Raw genomic sequence first — 22,060 nt, forward strand, 5'->3', positions numbered from 1 at the left:
TCGTCACCAGCCTTTTTCAGTATCGGGTTGCTGCAAAAGTGTACCGCGCACGTCAGAAATCAAATACAGCGTACCAGATACGACGGCAAGGTCATCCTCCGCTGTAATCGACTTCAGTTGTTGCAGCGCTTTTCCCCAATTATGTTCTACTATGATTACCAAGTTTTCCTTGGCATATTTATCCCGCAGACTTTCTGCGATAACCTGCAGATGCTCCGCGTCCATTTTGTTCTGGAAATCCGGTTCGGTCAGGATGAGCGTATCCACTATAGGCAGTATATGCTTAAAGTAGGATTCATGATGCTTATTTGCCATCATTCCCATAAGTAAATTTAATTTACCGTATTTATAGAGCTGTGGCAGGCTTTTGGCAAGGCTCTCCGCGCCTTCCGGATTATGTGCTCCATCCAGTACGATCCTCGGAGATTTACTTACCTCTTCCAGCCTTCCAGCCCAAAATGCATGACGCAATCCTTCCAGAACATCTTCATCCTCTAACATGAACGCCATATACTGGCGCAAAACTTCAAGAACCATCATGGCTCCTGCCGCATTGCTAATCTGGTGTTCGCCTTTCATCACAATCCCAAGTTCAAGCGAACGGAAGGGACCCTTAAAGTTAAAGGTCTGCACATCCGCATGGATTCCAGTAGCTTCATAGCTAAAATCTTCTCCGGCAAGATAAAGAGTAGAGCGGCAAGCCGCCGCTTTCTCCTTGAGTACAGCCACGACTTCCGGTTGATTTACGCAGCTAACAACAGGTACACCGGGTTTGATAATTCCGGCTTTCTCCATTGCAACCTTCTCAAGCGTATCTCCCAAAATATCCATATGGTCATGGCCGACATTTGTAATCACCGACACGATCGGAGTAACGATGTTCGTTACATCCAGCCTTCCCCCAAGCCCAGTCTCCCATACGACAACATCCGGACAAGAAACACCCGCAAAAAATAGAATGGCCACAGCTGTAGTTACCTCAAACATCGTTGGTGAGCCAAATTCCGTTTCTGCAATCTCATCTACCAAAGGACGAAGGGTATTCACTAGCTCAAGAAGAGTTTCTTCAGGAATGTCCGTATTATTATATTGGAACCTGTTCGTGAACTTCGTAATATACGGAGACGTGAAGGTGCCGACAGAATAGCCGCTTTGCAAAAGTGCGCTTGTCAAAAAAGCACAGGTGGAGCCTTTGCCGTTGGTACCCGCCACATGAATAAATTTCAGCCGACGGTGCGGGTTTCCCAGCTTGTCCATCAACATCTCAATTCTGTCTAAACCTGGCCGGATTCCAAAAGGAATCAAGCCCTTGATCCAGTTAACCGCTTCGGTATATGTCGCAAGAGGGGCGGTGCTCCCGCCCCGATTTAGGTCATCCATGTCTCTTATCCTCTCAGCTCTGCTATGCGGGCAAGTACTTTCTCACGTTTGGCAGAATAATCTGCCTGCTTCGCCTGCTCCTCTTCGATAACTTTTGCGGGAGCTTTGGCCACGAAGCCCTGATTGCTCAATTTTTTCTCTACGCGTTCTACTTCGCTGTTCAGCGTCTGCACTTCTTTTTCCAGACGAGCGATTTCTTGTTCAATATCAATCAGCCCCGACAAAGGCAGAAGCAGTTCCGCTCCCGTTACTACAGCGGACATTACCTTGTCTGGCGTTTCCGGATTCAGGCCAGCTTCGAAAGAAGAGGTATTGCAGAAACGTCCGATGTAGTTGTCGTTACGAGTAATGATGCTCAGCGTTTCCTCATTGCTCGCTTTAATAATCAAATCAACCTTTTTGCTCATCGGTACATTTACTTCAGCACGGATATTACGAACGGCCCGGATTACATCCATCAGCAGGTTCATTTCCGCTACCGCTTGCGGGTTCTCCAGAGCAGCATCATACTCAGGCCAAGCAGCCAAAGTAATTGTCTCTCCTTCATGCGGCAGATGCTGCCAGATTTCCTCCGAAATAAACGGCATAAACGGATGGATCAAGCGCATCGTGCGGTCGAGTACATAAGCAAGTACGGACTGTGTCTTCGCTTTGGCTGCGGCATCCGTTCCGTAAAGCGACAGCTTCGCGAACTCAATATACCAGTCACACAAATCGTCCCAAATGAAGTTGTACAGCTGGCGGCCAGTCTCGCCGAACTCGTACGAGTCAATTAGACGCGTAATTTCACGAGAAGTTTCGTTCAGGCGGTGTAAAATCCAACGGTCAGCCGTAGTTAGCTCACCAGTAATGTCAATATTCTCGAAGCTAACCCCTTCAAGATTCATGAGGGCGAAGCGTGACGCATTCCAGATCTTATTAGCGAAATTACGCGCCTGCTCTACCTTTTCCCAGCGGAAGCGTAAATCCTGACCCGCTGTGCTGCCGGTAGAAATCATATAACGCATAGCATCTGCGCCGTACTTCTCGATAACCTCAAGCGGATCTACACCGTTGCCGAGTGATTTGGACATTTTTTGTCCCTCAGCATCCCGTACCAAACCATGCATCAATACGTCGGAGAATGGTTTCTCTCCCGTGAATTCCAGTGCCGAGAAGATCATCCGCGCTACCCAGAAATAAATAATATCGTAGCCCGTTACGAGCACATCGTTCGGATAGTAACGTTTGAAATCTGCGCTGTCTTCATTCGGCCAGCCTAGGGTTGCAAACGGCCAGAGGTTGGAGCTAAACCAAGTATCCAGAACATCCTCGTCCTGTTTCAAGTCGGTTAGGCCGCTGATCCGGCGCGCTTCTTCCTCATCATTCGCCACAACCAGCTCACCGGTAGATTCAGAATACCAAGCCGGAATACGATGTCCCCACCAAAGCTGACGGGAAATACACCAGTCGCGTACGTTTTCAATCCAGTTCAGGTAGGTTCTTTCGAACCGTTCAGGTACAAAGTTAACCCCATTACCATCCTTCTGTGCATTGATGGCAGCTTCGGCGAGCGGCTGCATCTTCACGAACCATTGTGTGGACAGGTACGGCTCAACAACCGCTCCTGAACGTTCACTGTGTCCAACTTGATGCACATGATCTTCAATAGAGATCAGAACGCCTTGCTCCTTCAGATCCGCTGTGATGGCCTTACGGCATTCACTCCGGTCTTGACCTTGGTAAGGTCCTGCTTCTTCGTTCATTGTGCCGCTCTCATCCATTACGTTGATCTGCGGCAGATTATGACGTTGACCTACCTCGAAGTCATTTGGATCATGAGCTGGCGTGATCTTAACCGCACCGCTGCCAAACTCTTTATCTACATACTCGTCAGCGATAATTGGAATCTCCCGGCCGATAATCGGCAGGATCAGCGTTTTGCCAATCAGATCTTTATAACGATCATCCTCAGGATGAACAGCAACTGCCGTATCACCCAACATCGTCTCCGGACGTGTGGTCGCTACAGTGATATGTCCGCTGCCATCTTTAAGTGGGTAACGCAGATGGTACAGATGACCGTTAACTTCCTTATATTCAACCTCGATATCCGACAACGCCGTACGAGCCGCCGGGTCCCAGTTGATGATACGTTTACCGCGGTAGATCAAGCCTTTATTATAAAGCTTAACAAATACCTCGCGAACTCCCTTCGACAAACCCTCATCGAGGGTAAAACGCTCGCGGGAGTAGTCAAGGGAAAGTCCCATTTTAGCCCACTGCTCATGAATGGTGTTCGCGTATTTGTCTTTCCAATCCCACACCTGCTCCAGGAACTTCTCACGTCCGAGGTCATGTCTGGAAATCCCCTGCTCGCGCAGCTTCTGCTCTACCTTCGTTTGTGTTGCAATACCTGCGTGGTCCGTACCTGGCAACCAAAGCGTATCGAAGCCCTGCATCCGTTTAGTACGAATCAGGATATCCTGTAATGTGAAATCGAGCGCATGCCCGATGTGCAGCATTCCTGTTACGTTTGGCGGCGGGATCACAATGCTATAGGCTTGAGCATCCGGACGCTGGCCTGCACGGAAATATCCGCCCTCTGTCCAGTAGGAATACCATTTCTGTTCTGCTGCCTTCGGATCATACGTTGTTGGCATCTCGTTTTTAGATTCATTCGTAGCGGCAGCATCTGCCGCTGTTAGATGGTTTTGGTCAGCCATTCTCTGATACCTCCACTAGTTTACTTGTAGTTGCTTATAGTTGTTAATAAAGTTGCTGTATAGAGCGCACAGGTCTCTGAAAAAAACAAAAAGACCCCTCGTCTCAAAGGACGAAAGGTCATTCTTTCGCGGTACCACCTTTGTTTCGCGCCAATGAAAAATAAAACTACACTTCTTACCCTACGGGTACGGAAGCTTAGCGCGACACTCGTACAGATAACGGCTGCTACCGGCCACAACCTAACTTATCCTTCATAGATATGAAGATAAGCTCAGAAGGGCGACTCCGGGGCGACTTCGGGGGCTGTTTCCTACGGAATGTCACAGCACTTGCAATTCCGCTCTCTGAAGGGCTGACCGCCTACTCTTCCCGTTCCCAGTCTTTACTTAGATATTGCTTACTCCATAATACATTTTGAGTCCCCCCTAGTCAACCTGGATACGCCTTTGCAGCGGGACTTTAGGCTGAATTTCGACTTATTTCTTCTGAAGCATTCATTCCAACAATGAAACAGCAAAAATCCCGACCCTAATACCTGATCGGGATTCACCTATTCATTTGTGTACGCATCACGATTCGATTACGGGATGTACAACACTTGGCCTTCCTCTACACTCTGCCCGGACAAGCGATTATACATCACCAGCTCCCGCGCACTTAGCTGATACTTCTCTGCAATGGTATCCAGTGTTTCTTCACGCTGTACAATACACAGCCGAACTTTGCGGAACATGTTAGCTCCGTCCGCGCTGGCAATGAATCTGCTCTTCCATTCCGTATTATTACCAACCTCTGGAACGTCCACTGCTGCAGATGTGTTTCCTTCCGACTGCAGAGCTTCCTGCTCTTTACGGACACGACTGGAGCTTAGTAAAGAGGAGAAGGTGAGATGTTCTTTTTCCGGAACCTCTGCTTCTTTTTTACTGCCCAAGGCGATCTTAAGATCTTGTTTCTCCTCATGAGAAACCACACTCTCTTGTGAAACAAAAACTTCGTTCGCATTCTCATGGATGGGTTCAGCATTCTCATCCTGTTCATGAAGCTCATGATTAGCCTCACTCTCAGAAGCAAATACAGGTATATCTTGATTCGCTTCTGCACTAGCCGTTGGAACAACGGTCTCTCTAGAAGCAAAAGAATATTCCTCTTCCGGCTGCTGCTTCTCTTCGCTCACATAACTTGCTTGATTCAGCTGGGACACTTCAGCTTCCTTGATCTGTGGCTCGGCTTTAAACCAGTAATCGGATAAACCCGCTTTGGCATCCTCTGCTTGTGACTCTAGACTATGTGTCCGGGCTTTTGCGCCCTTGTCCTTCTCCTGAGCGGATGAGAAATTGACTACAGGGGACGTATGAGCCGCTCCGCTTGAGACTAGTAACTCCTGTGCGTCCTCAGCCGCATCGGCCTGTTCATGTTCTTCTACAGCAACCTGTGATGCATCTTCACCAAAGGTCCACTGTGAATTTTCATAAAGGGTATCATTTTCGTGTTCTTGGTGCTCAGCAGTTGCTTCTATCACCCTGTCATCATTAACAGGAGAATAGGCGACTGTATACTCCTCTTGCTGCCAGGCCGGTTGAGGTTGAGGATCCGTACTACCGATCCCCCGCAGCGATAGTACGCCTGTTATATTCACAGTGCGCATCGTGAGCAGATCAATATCAAAATTCTCGATCTCCACCCCAATATCTTCAATCGAGCTGACGCGTGTAAGCGGAACAGTGATTTCGACGGGAATGGCATGCTCCAGACGTTGTGTTCGGTCATCTTCACTCCGGTAAAGCCCGGTAAGCAACAGCTGACCATATAACTCGGCCCGATCCTCCCGCTGAATCACCTGAATTTCCGGAAGTAGTTCAACCTCCTCCAGCTCAGCTATTCCCGGAAGCTCTTCCGAAAGGTGAATGCGTTCGTAAATATCAAACCGCAAGCCGTGGGACTGATCAAACACGGGATATGTCCTCCTTCTTGGCATAATCTAACCCTGAGACAGGCCCAGAGCATAAGCCCAAAATGTTACTCCCCACATGTATATGCTTCAAACAGAGAGGCATGACAACTTTGGTAGTACTAACCGGACAGGATGCTAATAAATTTCATGAATTTAAGAGCTCATCAAACCTTCAGCCTGCTGATAGATGCACTACTTCGTAAGAACAAAGTATTATATGCTGCTTTTATTAATAAGACATGGATAGATGTTTTTTTTCTGAAAAAAATAGAAAAAGAACAGCAGAACCAGCCTTTGCTGATTCTACTGTTCTTTAGTTGCTTACGTATCCGTCAGGGTGCTTCAGACAGCAGCTCTCGCAGCTGCAGCATATCCTCCGGCCACGGATCGCTGACTTCCAGCTGTTCTCCGCTCCAAGGATGGCGGAAGGACAACGACTCGCCATGCAGGGCATGGCGGCCGGCAGCGCTGGAAGCCCAAACCGGGCCGCCATATAGTTCATCCCCATACAAGGGATGACCCATATGGCTGAGATGGACGCGAATCTGATGCGTCCGCCCGGTCTCCAGCTGCACATGCACCAGGCTTCCGCCATGCAGTGCCTCGCGCTCGATGATTCGCGTCGCGGCAGATTGTCCGCCGGGCGAGACCCGTCTGCGCGCAGCGTGATGCCGATCGCGCCCAATCGGGGCATCGATCACCTTAAGCACAGGCGGCACTGTGCCTTCGACGATCGCGGCGTAGTGCCGTGATATGCTTTTTTCACGCATATTCTCGTCCAGAACTAACTGTGCGAACTCATTTTTTGCATACATCACCGGACCCGTTGTATCTTTGTCCAAGCGGTGAATATGGCGCACAGCCACACTCTCGCCGGAAGTGATATAATGCGCAGCTACGAGGTGATCCAGAGTTACACCTGTTCCACTGCCATCTGGATGAACCGCCATCCCAGCTGGTTTATGAGCTACCAGGCAAAAATCATCCTCGTACAGCACCTCAAGCTCTTCCCATATCGGTTCAATCCCCGCTTCACGATCGGGAAAAAGTGCCAGCCGAAGCCGGTCACCTTTCCACTGAATACCTCCCTCGCGGCGTAACCGCAGATGAAGTTTCTCGGGCATGCCCACAGTTTCTAGCAGCCACTTATCAATCGTCGCCTGCGTATCCTCAGCTCCAGTAATGATTTTGCCGGGTGTTACCTCCAGCCATTCTCCACGCCGAGTCCAAGCGCCACCACCGGTTGTTTCTCCGGCTCCGATGCTCAAAGGGCCTTCAGGGCATTATAATGGCCCTCAATGGTATCATCAATATCCTGCTCACTATGTGCAGCCGATACGAACATACCCTCAAACTGTGAAGGTGGCACACTGATGCCTTGGCTCACCATATGACCAAAATAACGACGGAAAAGATCCGTGTCACTCGTCTTAGCCGTTTCAAAATTGATTACAGGTCCTTCAGTGAAGAATGGACAAACCATTGATCCTACCCGGTTGATCGTGAGCGGAATGCCAGTCTCGATTGAATTCTTTCTCAAACCCGCTTCCAGACGTGCACCCAACTGTTCCAGTCGGTCATATACTTCCGGTGTCAACAGCTTGAGCGTAGTATATCCGGCTGCCATCGCTAATGGATTACCACTTAGTGTGCCCGCCTGATAAATCGGTCCAGTAGGAGCGATTTGCTCCATGATCTCTCTTTTCCCGCCATAAGCACCCACTGGAAGTCCGCCGCCGATAACTTTGCCAAAACAAGTAATATCCGGAGTAATCCCGAACAAGCCTTGAGCACAGCCGCGATTAACACGGAAGCCTGTCATAACCTCATCAAAAATAAGCAGCGAACCATTGTCAGAAGTTAATTTACGCAGCCCTTCCAGGAAGCCTGGAAGCGGTGGAACAACGCCCATGTTGCCGGCAATCGGCTCTACGATCACTGCCGCAATCTCATTGCCAAAACGTTCGAAAGCAATCTGAGTGGACTCCAAATCATTGTAAGGAACCGTAATGGTATTCATTGCAACGCCTTCTGGGACACCCGGGCTATCCGGCAATCCCAATGTAGCTACACCAGAGCCAGCCTTAATAAGCAAACTATCCGCGTGACCGTGGTAGGAGCCTTCGAACTTCAAGATCTTGCTGCGTCCAGTGTAACCACGTGCCAAACGAATCGCGCTCATCGTAGCTTCCGTTCCGGAGTTAACCATGCGCACGATATCTACAGATGCCACACGTTCAACAACGGTTTTTGCCATTTCCGTTTCGAGTAGCGTTGGGGCGCCAAAGCTTGTCCCTTTTACCGCCGTCTCCTGCAATGCCTTCACAACCTCAGGATGCGCATGACCCATAATCAGCGGACCCCATGAGAGCACATAGTCGATAAAGCTGTTGCCGTCGATATCAAAAATACGCGAACCGATCCCATGATCCACATAAATCGGAGTCAGACCTACGGATTTAAACGCCCGTACAGGGCTGTTCACCCCGCCGGGAATATATTGTTTTGCTTCATCAAAAGCCTTCCGGGACGCTTCCTCTTTACGCGCCATTGGCACATTACTCATGTATCTTCACTCCTATTCTCTTCTTGGTTACACAAGCTTGTACAAACATATATTAGCTGCCGCGATGTCGGTGTGATGAAGATTAGCCTCGCAGCCAGCGGGCTGCATCTTTTGCAAAATAAGTAATAATAATGTCCGCACCAGCGCGTTTCATGCCCGTCAGCATTTCCAGCACAACGGCTTGCTCGTCGATCCAGCCTTGTAATGCCGCTGCTTTTACCATGGAATATTCTCCACTCACATTATAAGCCACCAAAGGAAGATCAAACTGATCACGAATCGTACGAATCACATCTAGGTAAGCCAGGGCTGGCTTCACCATTAACATATCCGCGCCTTCCAACACATCGGATTCTGCTTCACGGAGCGCTTCGCGCAGATTGGCAGGGTCCATTTGATACGTTTTGCGATTCCCGAATTGTGGCGCTGAATCCGCTGCTTCGCGGAAAGGGCCATAAAATGCCGAAGCATATTTGACCGAATACGACATAATCGGCACATGCTCAAAACCGTTCTCATCAAGTCCCGCACGAATCGCGTGAACGAATCCATCCATCATGTTGGAAGGGGCGATAATATCTGCTCCAGCTTTTGCTTGGGATACCGCCGTACGAGTCAAAAGCTCCAGCGAAGCATCGTTGATAACATCGCCATGTACCACACCATTCACCGTATGCGTATGCACCATTCCACAATGTCCGTGATCCGTAAATTCACAAAGGCAGGTATCTGCAACGACCAACAGCTCTGGGTACCAGTGCTTGATCAAGCGAGTAGCCTCTTGCACAATTCCATCCTCTGCAAAACCGGAAGAACCGATAGCATCCTTCGTCTCAGGAATCCCGAACAACAATACAGCCGGGATGCCTAGTGCGGCGATCTCGTCCACTTCTGCTTTTAACGTATCCAGCGAAAAATGATACACGCCCGGCATCGAGCTAATCTCATTCTTCACACCTGTTCCATAAGTCACAAAAATAGGCTGTACCATATCCAGCACATTCAGTATCGTCTCCCGCACCATGCCACGAATTCCAGCAGAACCGCGCAAACGGCGGTGACGTGTAATTGGAAAGCTCATTTGTTCATCCTCCTGAAAAATAAAATATAAAACCAATTTATGTGTTTGGCAGCAAACCACAACTAGCCGCAGCCAAGTCCAAATTAGCCGCAACCAAACCGCCGACCACTGGCTAACTGCGTATAGTTGTAGTTTGTGCAACTATCTCGATGTTTTGTCCTAATTGTAAGCTTTAGTTGCATTCTCTACAGTTATTTATTACAAAAGAGCGAAGATTCCTCATTTAGCGGATATTTAATTGTACATACTACAACTAAACTCGACTTTAGCTGATATATAGGAAATTTAATTGTATGAAGTACAACTAAAACTAAAATTCAAGCAGATCTGATCACATTAACCTACTGCATATTCTCTACATACCAGTTAGTTTACAACCAAATATTATACTCCGAACTCCATAAGTAACTACTTTCGGAGTTCAATTTATATGTTACTTGAAGGTTGCGATGTGGCACTTTTGAGCGTAGATATAACGGCGAGCAAACCAACACATGCAATTAGTAAATGTAAGCGCAGACTCAACTACCAATTCACACGTAAACCCAACTATTTAGCAACTACCAGCTCACATATAACCACGAACTATTTAGTAACTACGAACTCACATGTAACCACCAACTATTTAGTAACTACGAACTCACATGTAACCACCAACTATTTAGTAACTACGAACTCACATGTAACCACCAACTATTTAGTAACTACCAACTCACATGTAACTACGAACTATTTAGTAACTACGAACAAAACTCTAGCCTGTAATGTAACTAATTATAAGCTGAGCGCTATATTTCTAAGCAGGCACTGCCTTTCTCCGTTGAACAGCTACTACTCTCCCCGCAGAGTAATCAGCTTCTACCTTCCCACCAGAAAGTAAGCTAAACAAGCCAAGCTCACCAGTAAACTATTGCTTCGTTCTATCCTCGATCCGAGCGCTACTGCAGCTGAGTCTCCGCATTCCAGCGGCAGAGCTCCTGCACCAAACCATCTATGGTTGCCTCTTCAGGCAAGAGTCCCGGTGTCAGTCCCGCGTCTACCGCAGTCTGCTCCGTTAACGGGCCGATGCAGGCGATTTTCACGTTTGCAAGTAGCGGGAGCGGATCTTCAAGTCCCATCCGTTTCAGGATGTGTATGAAATTACGCACGGTTGACGAGCTGGTGAAGGTTACCGCGTGTACGCGACCTTCCTCTAGCAGCTTCAACAACTCGTCGTCATCCTCACCAGTGACAACCGTCTCATAAGTATCCACGTCTGTCACCTGAAGGCCAAGCTCTCTCAGCTTGTCCGGCAGCCAGTCCCGCGCCAGATCGCCGCGCGGCAAAAGCACGTTCTGCCCCGGCAGCAGCTGGGGACCGAACGTCTCAATCAGACCTTCCGCCTGAAACTTCGCCGGAAGTTCCTCAGCGATCACCCCGCGCTGCGCCAGCGCGGCGGCTGTGCCTGGCCCCACCGCTGCAATACGCGCGCGGTGTAGCCCGCGAATGTCCGCCCCCAGCTCCGCCAAGTGGCGCCAAAAAAACTCCACGCCGTTCGGGCTAGTGAAGAATACCCAGTCGTACGATTCCAGCGCGCCAAACGCCGCTGCAATCTTCGCCTTCTTCTCTGCCCCTTCCGGCATGATCGTCTCGATCACCGGGAACTCGTAGGGTTCCCCGCCGAGTTCTTCAATTCTATCCACCAGCTCGCTTGCTTGGCTGCGAGCCCGTGTCACCACGATGCGTTTGCCGAATAACGGCATCGCCTCGACCCACTTCAGCTGCTCACGCTGCAGCACCACGTCGCCGACGACGATGACTGCCGGCGGCTGAAAATCCGCCGCCTTCACCTTCGCCTCAATATCGGCGAGGGTTCCCGTCAGCGTCTCCTGATCCGCGCGGGTGCCCCAGCGCACAAGTGCCACTGGTGTTTCTGGCGGCCGCCCGTGCTTGATCAGCTGAGCGCTGATATAACCTATTTTAGCTACGCCCATCAGAAACACTAACGTGCCTGTGGCGTTCGTTACTTTATCCCAATGTATGGAATGATCCAGTTTATCCGGACTCTCATGCCCGGTGATAATCGACAGGGAAGAGGCATGATCGCGGTGCGTAACAGGTATACCCGCATAGGCAGGTACACTGATCGCTGACGTGATGCCTGGTACGATTTCGTAATAGATCCCATTTTTGCGCAGCAGCTCCGCTTCTTCACCCACTCGGCCAAAAATCGTAGGGTCCCCACCCTTAAGCCGCACCACTGTTTTCCCCTGTAAAGCCAAATCAACTAACAATTGATTAATCTGTTCTTGCTTCATCGTGTGGCGATCCGGCAGCTTGCCTACATAAATCTTCTCCCCGCCGGGTTTCATGCATTTCAGCAATCTAGGACTTGCCAAGCGATCATACACCAGTACGTCGCTTTTTTGGATACACTCGAGGCCTTTCACAGTAATCAGCTTTGCGTCCCCGGGACCTGCACCTACCAAATAAACCTTCCCCGTCAATTCACTCATCCCCTAACGTCTGACAGTATCTTCTCCGCTCCTCTTGCAATCAGCTTTTTAGCGACTTCTTCGCCGAGCTGTACCGGGTCAACCCCCGTGCAAGTTTCTTTCAAAATCGTTGAACCGTCCGGTGTTCCCACCATCCCCGTTAACGAGATTACTTTGTGCTCAGCGGTAGCAGCTTTGGCGGCTGCGTCAAGCACCGCATGAGCACCAATCGGCACTTGGCAGCCGCCATTCAGCACGCCAAGGAACGTGCGCTCCGCCGCTACCGTCAACGCCGTATCGGCATCGTTGTATAATGCCAGCAGCTTCCGCAGGTCAGCGTCATCTGCACGGCACTCGATGCCGAGTGCGCCCTGCCCTACAGCGGGCAGGCAAACCTCCGGCGGCAGGTAGGCGCTCACGCGATCCTGCCAGCCCATGCGCGACAGCCCCGCCGCTGCCAGCAGGATTGCGTCGTATTCGCCGCTCTCCAGCTTGCGCAGCCGCGAGTCAATGTTGCCGCGCACGGGCTCAATGACCAGATCAGGCCGCAGCGCAGCAAGCTGGCTGGATCGGCGTAGGCTGCTTGTGCCTACGCGTGCACCCTGAGGCAGCTCGTCTAGCGAGATACCTCCGTTAGAGATCAAAACATCACGCGGATCGACACGCTTCGGCACAGCACCATTGACCAACCCATCCGGTAACTCGGATGGCATATCCTTCATGCTGTGCACCGCCATGTCGATTTCTTTTTCGAGCATGGCTTGCTCGATTTCCTTCACGAACAACCCTTTGCCGCCTACCTTGGATAAAGTAACGTCAAGAATGCGGTCACCTTTGGTGACGATCTTTTTCACTTCAAAAGTAAATCCAAAACCATGCTCTTCGCTAAGTCGCTCCAAATCAGCAATCACATGTCCCGTTTGCGTCAACGCAAGCGCGCTCTGTCTACTCCCCACTATAACCTTTCGCATTGTCCATTCCTCCTGGTAACGTTCGCCTCTTACTCTTCACCACAGAACCTTGCACTAGAAATCCAAACCCAAACTAACCAATTAACTACTCTCACTCTAAAAAAGGCATTATTGCCTTTGAATTCGCTACTTCGGATGATTTCCACCAACCTGAGGCATTCTTGCCTTTCATTTGGCTCCTTCGGCGACTGTGGCTCGTTTAGAGGGCATTGTTACCGTTCATTCCGCCATCACAGCTACTTAAGTCCAATTCAACGGGATTTATACCGTTCATTCCACCCTCTAAGCCACTTCAGCCGAATTCAACAGTATTTATACCGTTCATTTCACCAAACTAGCTACTTCAACCCAATTCAACGGGATTTATACCGTTCATTTCACCATTCCAGTTACTTCAGCCCAATTCAACGGGATTTATACCGTTAATTTCACCAATCCAGTTACTTCAACCCAGTTCAACGGGATTTATACCGTACATTCCGCCATCCTAGCCACTACGAGCCAATTCAACGGGATTTATACCGTTCATTTCGCCATTCCAGCTACTTCAAACCAATTCAACGGGATTTATACCGTTCATTCCACCCTCTAAGCCACTTCAGCCGAATTCAACAGTATTTATACCGTTCATTTCACCAAACTAGCTACTTCAACCCAATTTAACGGGATTTATACCGTTCATTTCGCCATTCCAGCTACTTCAACCCAATTCAACGGGATTTATACCGTACAATTCACCATTCTAGCTACTTCAACCCAATTCAACGGGATTTATACCGTAGATTCCACCATTCTAGCTACTTCAACCCATTTCAGCGGGATTTTTACCGTACATTCCGCCATTCCAGCTACTTCATCCCAATTCAACGGGATTTATACCGTTCATTTCACCATTCCAGCTACTTCAACCCAATTCAACAGTACTTATACCGTACATTCCGCCATCCTAGCCACTTCAACCCAATTCAACGGGATTTATACCGTACATTCCACCATTCCATCCACTACGAGCCAATTCAGCCATTCATTATGGTTACCCAAACAACCGCTCATCACTTCATATCTTAATCTAACCCAATTTTCTAATCTTTACAGTGTCCACGCGCACTTTTACTCCACCCGTTGCTGAGCAATCCAAGCGTCCATATCCTCCGGACTCCACGCTATGAAGGTACCCTTACTCATCTCGTTCAACACATCCAGCGCGCCTAGCTTCCGCAAAAGCCTTCCACGAACTTCAGCAGAAGGTTCTTTTTCCTTAATCCGGGTACGCATGGCATGCACAAAATCCAAATATGGTTCATACGTCGCATCCAGCGCTTTTTCAAGCACATTTTTGATCTTCGTTGCCGCAAGCGGGCCAGCACCCGAAGTAGATACGGCTACCGTCAAACGTCCCCTCCGAACCACTCCAGGCGTGATAAAGTTTCCCGCTTCGGCATGGCTGGCCACATTTACATGAATTCCAAGCCGTCTAGACTCCCGCGCAACCTCTTCATTAACCGCCCTATCGTTAGTGGCTGCATATACGAGAAAGGCCCCACGGAGATCTCCGGGAGCATAAGTACGGTCCATCCAGATCAGGAGACCTTTTTCAGCTAGAGAATCAAGCGAATCTGTCAAAGAAGGACTAATCACCTTAACCGCCGCTCCAGCTTCCAACAGCCCGCTCACCTTACGTTCAGCCACGACACCACCGCCAATAACCACACAGTGCTGCCCTTCACAATCCAGCATTATGGGTAAATAACGCTTCATGCCCCTCACTCCCCGCTCCAACCGTGAAAATCAGACCAAGAATTCAACAGAAAATTTAAGATAATAAAAGCATATCCTAAAATCGCCCAGCGAGCCATACTTACTCCACTTTTCCGCCCGGACTTCTTAAAGATAATATAAAATATGTAAATCCCAAGACCGATAAGAGTCGTTAATACTTTTAAATCTTTCAATAAAAGCGTCCGTCCCTCAGATACTATAGATAAACCAGCCACTACCAGTGATATTCCCAGCAAAGGAGTGCCCACCAAAATAGCGGTGTAAGAGTATTTATCTGTAGTCTCCAGGTTCGGCAAACGACGGATCCGGTCGCTCCATTTCTTGCTTTTGAGTCTGGTGTGCAGGAACAAGTACAATATTGCAAAAACCGTCCCTAACGTCAGTGCTGCAAAACTCATATTTGCCAAAATCACATGCATCGTCAGCCAGCCATACACCGCACTCCAAGTCTCAAGCGTATGCCCACCCGCCGTCAGCCACACCCGATTAAGCAGAAAAACACTAAACCCGGCCATACTGAGCAGCAAAATCGTAAACTCGCCTCCACGTGTAAAAGCCACCGCAAGCGAAGTCAGCACAATACTAAACGCAAACCAAAACAAGAAATCATAAGGTGTGAAAATAGGCAGGCCTTTCTCCTGAGAGAAACGAATTCCAAGTCCTGCAACTTGCAAAAGACCTACAACAACAAGAAGCCCCGTGCCTAGCCGCTTCCCACCCGGACTCCTTTTAAGGCAATCCGAGAAAACAAACAGCAGGCTCAGGGCATAGACCAGCAGAGCGGCATCATATATTCCGTTCAGCAGTTGCATATTATTCACCCACCCAGCAAGCCTGCCGGAGCAAGCGCCGTTTTAGGCACAGAAAAATCAGCGCTGCCAGCCGTACGTTCTCCAGAACTAGACTGCTTAACCGGGGCAATGTCTCCATCATCTGAATCGGATTTGAGCTGTTCCTGCAACGCAAAGATTTTGGAAAAATAATCAAGAGCTTCATTTCCCTGCTTACCGCCGGACAGCTCTTTAATTACATTGATCGGATCATGCATCATCTGGTTCACGATACTTTTAGTCAGACGGCGGATTACTTTCCGCTGATGCTCGTCCAGCTCGGGCAGCTTATTGAACAGACTCTCCATCGTTTCTTCATGAATCGTATTCGATTTATCCTGGAGTGCCCGGATCACCGGTCTTACCCCAAGCGTCTTGAGCCACAGCTGGAACTCATCCATTTCCTCGCTAATCATCACTTCAATCTTCGCAGCTTCACTTCGGCGCATTTCCAGATTATTCTCCACAATGCCCTCCAGATCGTCAATATCATACAAAAAAACATCCGGCACATTTGCCGCCGCAGGATCAATATCACGTGGTACAGCAATATCAATCATAAAAAGCGGCCTCGAAGGGCGGCGTTTCATAGCATGCGCTACCTTATCAGCCGTAAGCACATACCCATCTGCTCCTGTTGAGCTGATCACGATATCTACTTCATTTAGAGTTGTTAACGCATCTTCAATCGTACTCGGCTTACCCGAGAACTTCTCCGCCAATTCAATCGCACGCGACAGCGTACGGTTAGCGACAATCACTTCTGCCGCACCACTACTGTATAGATGCTTCACGGTAAGCTCGCTCATTTTTCCGGCGCCGAGAATCAGTACTTTTTTCCCAGTGAACATGCCAAAAATCCGCTTGCCCAGCTCCACAGCCGCATAACTGACAGATACTGCACTCTCGCCGATTGACGTTTCACTATGTGCTCTTTTGCCCAGCGTCACCGCTTGCTTGAACAACCGATTGAACCAAGTTCCAGTTACACCCTCAGCCTGAGCTGTGAGAAAAGAACTCCGCACCTGTCCCAGGATCTGCGTCTCCCCAATCACCATGGAATCCAGACCGCAGGTCACGCGGAACAAATGCGCAATCGCCTGTTCGTCTTCATAAATATACATATGCTGAGTAAATTGCTCGCTTTTCACACCAAACCATTGCTCCATAAAGCCGCGGATGAAATAACCAGCCATATGAAGGCGGTCCATCACCACATAAATTTCCGTACGGTTGCAAGTAGCTACTAAGACCCCTTCTAGCACACCCTTCGTCTTCATCAGTTGATGGAGCGCTGCCGGAAGGTCACTTTCCGCAAAAGCAAACTGTTCCCGAACCTCCACGGGAGCCGTACGATAATTCAGGCCAACGACGACGATGTGCATCGATAGTTCACCATCCTAGTCTCTATAAGTTACTGAAATCCAGTTATATAAATTAATATCTTACATACCGTTCACTTTCACAACATCTCAAAACACTGTGTTAAGTATATCACACGAAAATAAGACTTTTTACAGATTTTTTGAACGCTTTATGAAATCCAGATAATAATTATTATAAATAAAAAACCGTAGGTTCGCTACGGTTAGGATGAGTTATTTTTAGCTAATTTATAAGGTTGTGGAAGTGAGAATGAAATATTATGGCCTACTAGTTCTTAAAATCGTCAAAAAGTCCGTTCTCCAAAAAAAATAAGTCACTGCTAAGTGACTTAAAACTTCTCAGGTTTCTTAACTTTTATCGACGCTACTTCTCCACACCTTTTGCAAAATGTGAAGATAACTGGTGAGCCAAAAGAGAAGGTTTTCCCAATAGGCATGACGTTAGCATATCCGTTGCTCATTTCGCCTTTAACGAATGTAGTTCAGAAGTCGCCGATGCTTAGACCAAACTTTAACCCAAACACGATTTTCATCATCTAGATAAAAACGAATATTCACTAATTTTAAAGGCGTCCATATTTCTTTAAAATAGTAATTTGGCATTTGGCGTCTCTCCCACGAGAATAATATTGATATAGTTATAAGTATAAAACTATTAAACAATATTGTTTGTCGTAATGCGCCTTAAGCCAAGATAAGAAAAAAAATGTTTTTGTCGGATTATAGTGTGAACGTTCTACAGCAGATTAGCGAAACCAGTTCTTAATCTGATCAAGAGTACTTTTTGCCTCCGGACCATTGTAACCAAAGGTGTTGCCGATCATTTTCACATATTCGTTGAACGTTGTTTCTCTACTTTTTCGGTCACTCCACCAGCGTTTAGCGTTATATCCTGATGCAGAACCCACATATGTCAGCTCGATCTCCGATTTTTTGTACACACGACCAAAAAGAAATTTCACCCTCCGCATGTGAAAGTCAGAGGAAACAACAATCGCAGATTTAAAACCGTATTCTTTCATTATAGGAAGAGTGTACTCGGCATTCTGATAAGTGCTATCCGCCGCGTTCTCGGTATAAATAACGTCCTGTGGTATGCCTAAAGCTAGGGCGGTTTGGATCATATCACCCGATTTACTCGTTGACTCTTTAGCATTGGAAAGAATTATATAAGGAGCATAGCCTGCTTTATATAACTCAGCTGCCTGCTCCACACGACCTTGGCCTCCGCTTAGGACGATGATGACATCTGATTGTTTGGGAGGTTCAGATAGTGCTAAGAAGCGGCCTGCACTGAATAAACCAGTAATTAACAATAGCAAGCAAACGAAAAGGACCAATCTTTTATTCATTAAATTACCTTTTCTTTTCTTAACCGTTAAGTCGTGCATAAATCACTTATGCGATTCGTTACTAAGGATTTGTTGCCACCATTCAGCATTATCAATATACCATTGGATCGTCTGCGCAATTCCAGTCTCAAAAGTATAAGTTGGCTTCCAACCTAAATTCTCAAGTTTCGTTGGATCAATGGCGTAGCGTTTATCATGTCCTAATCTATCTGTTACAAATTCAATCAAATCTTCAGATTTCCCCAAGGTACTGATAATCGTCTTAACTACTTCAAGATTAGTTCTCTCATTATGACCACCTACATTATAAACTTCACCGCTTACTCCTTGGTGCACGACAAGGTCAATGGCCGCACAGTGATCCCAGACATGGAGCCAGTCGCGAATATTTTTTCCATCTCCGTATACAGGAACCTTCTCTTCGTTTAATACTCTTGAGATGGTTAGTGGAATCAGTTTTTCAGGAAAATGATACGGGCCGTAATTATTCGAGCAGCGTGTTATGTTCATTGGTAAACCAAAGGTCTCATAATACGCACGAACTAACAAATCAGACGCTGTTTTACTAGCACTATAAGGACTGTTAGGCTGCAAAGGTGTTTCTTCGGTAAAAAATACAGTAGGATCAAAATCGAGTTCGCCATACACTTCATCCGTAGAGACATGGAGGAATTTAGTAATGCCGAATTTTTTAGCTGCATCCAGTAGTACTTGTGTCCCCATAACATTCGTACGAACGAATATCGCAGGATCAGTAATTGAGCGATCCACATGACTCTCCGCAGCGAAATGAACAACATAATCGAATTTTTCCAACTCAAAAAGAGACAATATTGCCTCCCGGTCAGCAATGTCAGCTTGAACAAACCGATAATTGGATTTGGACTCAATATCCTTATGCTTCGTTAGATCACCCGCATAAGTTAACAAATCCAAATTCACAATATCATAATGCGGATATTTATCTACCATATACTGTACAAAGTTGCCTCCAATAAATCCGGCACCACCCGTAACCAGCATCTTTTGCTTACTCAATGAACGCACTCCCGATCTATTATCTTTATTAGTTATTGTAAAAAAAATTCAAATTAGCCTCTTTTAATAAAGGCGCCTTCTCATCTTTGGCAGATAATACCGGTGTAATATGAAGAGGCCATTCGATGCCAATAGAAGGATCATTCCACAGAATACCCCCATCACATTCCGGGGCATAAAGCTCATCGCACTTATACTGAACCTCTACGTCTTCTGTTAGCGTCATGAATCCATGGGCGAATCCTTTTGGGATCAGCAGTTGCTTTTTGTTCTCAGCATTCAGTTCAATGCCGAACCATTTACTATAGGTAGGACTACCTTTTCTGATATCTACGGCTACATCAAAAATAGCACCACGTGTACAACGAACCAATTTCGTCTGTGCCTTGGGATGTAATTGATAGTGCAAACCACGTAATGTTCCTTTAGTCGCAGAGTAGGATTGGTTATCTTGTACAAACTCCATATCTATTCCATGCTCTTTAAACTTAGCTCCGCTATACGTCTCCATAAACCAACCGCGGTGGTCCCCAAAAACAGCTGGTTCAACGACTAATACGCCTTGCAATAAGGTTCCTGTAATTTTCATCGCTGCCACACTTTCAGTTATTAGTATTGTATTTTACCTGTAGCTACTTTCATCAAATACTGACCATACCCCGTCTTACTTAACTTCTCCCCGCAATTCCACAAGTGTTCTTTAGTAATCCATCCATTAATATATGCAATTTCCTCCGGAGCGGCGATCTTGATTCCTTGATGATCTTCAATAGTCCGAACAAAGTTAGTTGCGTCGACAAGACTTTGATGAGTTCCTGTATCTAACCAGGTGAATCCCCGACCTAGAAGTTCCACATCAAGCTCACCAAGATTTAAATAAGCTTCATTAATGGAGGTAATCTCCAATTCCCCACGTGAAGAGACCTCAACATTCTTAGCAATCTCAATCACTCTGTTATCATAAAAATATAGACCAGTAATTGCATAGTTAGATTTTGGCTGTGTTGGTTTTTCTTCTACGCTCAATACTTTACCTTCTTCATTAAACTCTACCACACCGAAGCGCTCTGGATCTTGCACGTGATATCCGAACACCGTTGCTCCTTGTTGTTTAGAAGAAGCACGTTGCAACATCTTCCGCATTCCATTTCCATAGTAGATATTATCTCCAAGGATCATAGCCACTGAATCATCACCTATAAAAGATTCACCCAAAATAAAAGCCTGCGCTAAACCATCAGGACTTGGTTGAACTTTGTATTGTAATGAGATGCCAAATTGAGAACCGTCACCTAATAAACTTTCAAATCTAGGCGTGTCCTCTGGAGTTGAAATAATAAGAATTTCTTTAATGCCCGCTAGCATTAATGTGGATAGTGGATAGTAGATCATTGGCTTGTCGTAAATGGGTAAAAGCTGCTTACTTGTGACCATTGTTAATGGGTATAGGCGTGTACCGCTGCCACCTGCTAGGATAATGCCTTTCATAATGTCGTAACTCCTCTTCGTATTATTTCTCTTTATAATAATCTACATACCAATTAGCAAATCTCTGTAAACCTTCTTCAATGGAAGTTTTTGGCTTAAACCCTACAGCTTGTTGTAATAAATCCGTTGATGCATATGTTGCTGGTACATCCCCTGGTTTAATAGGTTCAAATACTTTATTAAATATCACTTCTCTACCAGTAGCCTTGCTTAAACACTTTTCTAATGTTTCAATGAATACCATTAACTTTTCCGGGCTGTTATTTCCTATATTAAACACCTTATGCGGAATCGCTTCTGTCGGTGCTTTACTTAGAAGTCTCTCAATACCCTCTACAATGTCATCTACGTAAGTAAAGTCCCGATAAAGATCGTTTTTAAAATCACCATTATTAAATATTTTAATAGATTCACCAGCAAAATACTTCTGAGTAAATCCGAAATACGCCATATCTGGACGACCCATTGGACCGTAAACAGTAAAGAAACGTAGACCAGTAGTCGGTATCTTATACAGATGACTATAAGTGTGCGCCATTAGCTCATTCGACTTTTTCGTAGCTGCATAAAGCGATTCAGGATGATCCACAACATCTGATTCTTCAAAAGGAACCTTTTTATTAGATCCATAAACTGAGCTAGATGAAGCATATACAAGATGTTCAACAGGATAATTTCTACAAGCTTCAAGAATGTTAAAGAAACCTACAATATTGCTTTGAATATACACATCTGGGTTCTCTATAGAGTAACGTACTCCAGCCTGCGCTGCAAGATTCACCACAATATTCGGTTTATATTCTTCAAAGATCTTTGTAATCATGTCCTTATCTGATATATCAACTTTTACGAATTCAAAACGGCTAAATAACTTTAGTTGCTCTAAGCGAACGTGTTTGAGGTTGACATCATAATAGTCATTTATATTATCAACACCGATCACTCGGCTCCCTTGCTCCAATAACCTTTTAGATAAATAAAATCCTATAAAACCAACTGCTCCAGTAATTAGATATGTTTTCGTGTGATCTACAGGTATATCGTTCAAATAGCTCGCCC

General features: G+C 46.8%; 16 protein-coding genes and 1 other annotated feature. All 16 genes read right to left on the reverse strand.

The genetic code is table 11. The features are described from left to right. Window positions 1-3: 3 nt before the first annotated feature. The gene (locus MKX34_RS25665) at window positions 4-1,380 is read right to left on the reverse strand and encodes a folylpolyglutamate synthase/dihydrofolate synthase family protein (RefSeq protein ID WP_036685135.1); all 1,377 of its coding nucleotides are present in this window, start codon (window positions 1,378-1,380) and stop codon (window positions 4-6) included. A gap of 5 nt (window positions 1,381-1,385) precedes the next feature. Then, on the reverse strand, window positions 1,386-4,085 hold the full coding sequence (locus MKX34_RS25670; RefSeq protein WP_076297113.1) for a valine--tRNA ligase: 2,700 nt from the start codon (window positions 4,083-4,085) through the stop codon (window positions 1,386-1,388). 103 nt (window positions 4,086-4,188) lie between these two features. After that, window positions 4,189-4,472: a binding site (T-box leader), on the reverse strand. A gap of 194 nt (window positions 4,473-4,666) precedes the next feature. Continuing rightward, window positions 4,667-6,037 carry a LysM peptidoglycan-binding domain-containing protein gene (locus tag MKX34_RS25675; RefSeq protein WP_076215576.1) on the reverse strand — a complete coding sequence of 457 codons (1,371 nt, stop codon included), beginning with the start codon at window positions 6,035-6,037 and terminating at the stop codon, window positions 4,667-4,669. A gap of 332 nt (window positions 6,038-6,369) precedes the next feature. Continuing rightward, entirely contained in the window at window positions 6,370-7,305 is a 936-nt protein-coding gene (locus tag MKX34_RS25680; protein WP_249267762.1) for an RluA family pseudouridine synthase, read from the reverse strand. After that, the gene (gene hemL, locus MKX34_RS25685; RefSeq protein ID WP_036685199.1) at window positions 7,302-8,588 is read right to left on the reverse strand and encodes a glutamate-1-semialdehyde 2,1-aminomutase; all 1,287 of its coding nucleotides are present in this window, start codon (window positions 8,586-8,588) and stop codon (window positions 7,302-7,304) included. Before hemL ends, MKX34_RS25680 begins: the two co-directional genes overlap by 4 nt. Before the next feature lie 97 nt (window positions 8,589-8,685). Continuing rightward, window positions 8,686-9,684, reverse strand: a complete 999-nt coding sequence (gene hemB, locus MKX34_RS25690; RefSeq protein ID WP_038573042.1) for a porphobilinogen synthase — start codon at window positions 9,682-9,684, stop codon at window positions 8,686-8,688. Window positions 9,685-10,622: 938 nt separating this feature from the next. Beyond that, window positions 10,623-12,170 (reverse strand): uroporphyrinogen-III C-methyltransferase, encoded by a 1,548-nt coding sequence (gene cobA, locus MKX34_RS25695; RefSeq protein ID WP_038574799.1) that lies wholly within the window; start codon window positions 12,168-12,170, stop codon window positions 10,623-10,625. A gap of 5 nt (window positions 12,171-12,175) precedes the next feature. Continuing rightward, window positions 12,176-13,129 carry a hydroxymethylbilane synthase gene (gene hemC / locus MKX34_RS25700; protein ID WP_076297112.1) on the reverse strand — a complete coding sequence of 318 codons (954 nt, stop codon included), beginning with the start codon at window positions 13,127-13,129 and terminating at the stop codon, window positions 12,176-12,178. Window positions 13,130-14,239: 1,110 nt separating this feature from the next. Further along, the gene (locus MKX34_RS25705; RefSeq protein ID WP_076148178.1) at window positions 14,240-14,887 is read right to left on the reverse strand and encodes an NAD(P)-dependent oxidoreductase; all 648 of its coding nucleotides are present in this window, start codon (window positions 14,885-14,887) and stop codon (window positions 14,240-14,242) included. A gap of 5 nt (window positions 14,888-14,892) precedes the next feature. Continuing rightward, window positions 14,893-15,720, reverse strand: a complete 828-nt coding sequence (gene ccsA / locus MKX34_RS25710) for a cytochrome c biogenesis protein CcsA (RefSeq protein ID WP_036685126.1) — start codon at window positions 15,718-15,720, stop codon at window positions 14,893-14,895. A 5-nt stretch (window positions 15,721-15,725) separates the two neighbouring features. Further along, window positions 15,726-17,123 carry a glutamyl-tRNA reductase gene (gene hemA, locus MKX34_RS25715; protein ID WP_076142048.1) on the reverse strand — a complete coding sequence of 466 codons (1,398 nt, stop codon included), beginning with the start codon at window positions 17,121-17,123 and terminating at the stop codon, window positions 15,726-15,728. A 746-nt stretch (window positions 17,124-17,869) separates the two neighbouring features. Continuing rightward, on the reverse strand, window positions 17,870-18,475 hold the full coding sequence (locus MKX34_RS25720) for a YdcF family protein (RefSeq protein WP_170914283.1): 606 nt from the start codon (window positions 18,473-18,475) through the stop codon (window positions 17,870-17,872). A gap of 42 nt (window positions 18,476-18,517) precedes the next feature. After that, window positions 18,518-19,513, reverse strand: a complete 996-nt coding sequence (gene rfbB / locus MKX34_RS25725) for a dTDP-glucose 4,6-dehydratase (RefSeq protein ID WP_076099447.1) — start codon at window positions 19,511-19,513, stop codon at window positions 18,518-18,520. A gap of 28 nt (window positions 19,514-19,541) precedes the next feature. Continuing rightward, complete coding sequence (rfbC, locus tag MKX34_RS25730) at window positions 19,542-20,102, reverse strand: dTDP-4-dehydrorhamnose 3,5-epimerase (RefSeq protein WP_076099446.1); 561 nt, start codon at window positions 20,100-20,102, stop codon at window positions 19,542-19,544. A 20-nt stretch (window positions 20,103-20,122) separates the two neighbouring features. Continuing rightward, entirely contained in the window at window positions 20,123-21,001 is an 879-nt protein-coding gene (rfbA, locus tag MKX34_RS25735) for a glucose-1-phosphate thymidylyltransferase RfbA (protein WP_036685112.1), read from the reverse strand. 22 nt (window positions 21,002-21,023) lie between these two features. Further along, window positions 21,024-22,049 carry an SDR family NAD(P)-dependent oxidoreductase gene (locus tag MKX34_RS25740; RefSeq protein ID WP_076142047.1) on the reverse strand — a complete coding sequence of 342 codons (1,026 nt, stop codon included), beginning with the start codon at window positions 22,047-22,049 and terminating at the stop codon, window positions 21,024-21,026. Between the last annotated feature and the right edge of the window lie 11 nt (window positions 22,050-22,060).

This window comes from Paenibacillus sp. FSL R5-0636 (assembly GCF_037974255.1).
GTDB lineage: Bacteria > Bacillota > Bacilli > Paenibacillales > Paenibacillaceae > Paenibacillus_AQ > Paenibacillus_AQ odorifer.

Bases quoted from the DNA above. Each gene is read 5' to 3' on its own strand.
- MKX34_RS25665 (WP_036685135.1), bottom strand. From the start codon at position 1,380: ATGGATGACCTAAATCGGGGCGGGAGCACCGCCCCTCTTGCGACATAT.
- MKX34_RS25670 (WP_076297113.1), bottom strand. From the start codon at position 4,085: ATGGCTGACCAAAACCATCTAACAGCGGCAGATGCTGCCGCTACGAAT.
- hemL (WP_036685199.1), bottom strand. From the start codon at position 8,588: ATGGCGCGTAAAGAGGAAGCGTCCCGGAAGGCTTTTGATGAAGCAAAA.
- hemB (WP_038573042.1), bottom strand. From the start codon at position 9,684: ATGAGCTTTCCAATTACACGTCACCGCCGTTTGCGCGGTTCTGCTGGA.
- hemC (WP_076297112.1), bottom strand. From the start codon at position 13,129: ATGCGAAAGGTTATAGTGGGGAGTAGACAGAGCGCGCTTGCGTTGACG.
- MKX34_RS25705 (WP_076148178.1), bottom strand. From the start codon at position 14,887: ATGAAGCGTTATTTACCCATAATGCTGGATTGTGAAGGGCAGCACTGT.
- ccsA (WP_036685126.1), bottom strand. From the start codon at position 15,720: ATGCAACTGCTGAACGGAATATATGATGCCGCTCTGCTGGTCTATGCC.
- hemA (WP_076142048.1), bottom strand. From the start codon at position 17,123: ATGCACATCGTCGTCGTTGGCCTGAATTATCGTACGGCTCCCGTGGAG.
- MKX34_RS25720 (WP_170914283.1), bottom strand. From the start codon at position 18,475: ATGAATAAAAGATTGGTCCTTTTCGTTTGCTTGCTATTGTTAATTACT.
- rfbC (WP_076099446.1), bottom strand. From the start codon at position 20,102: ATGAAAATTACAGGAACCTTATTGCAAGGCGTATTAGTCGTTGAACCA.
- rfbA (WP_036685112.1), bottom strand. From the start codon at position 21,001: ATGAAAGGCATTATCCTAGCAGGTGGCAGCGGTACACGCCTATACCCA.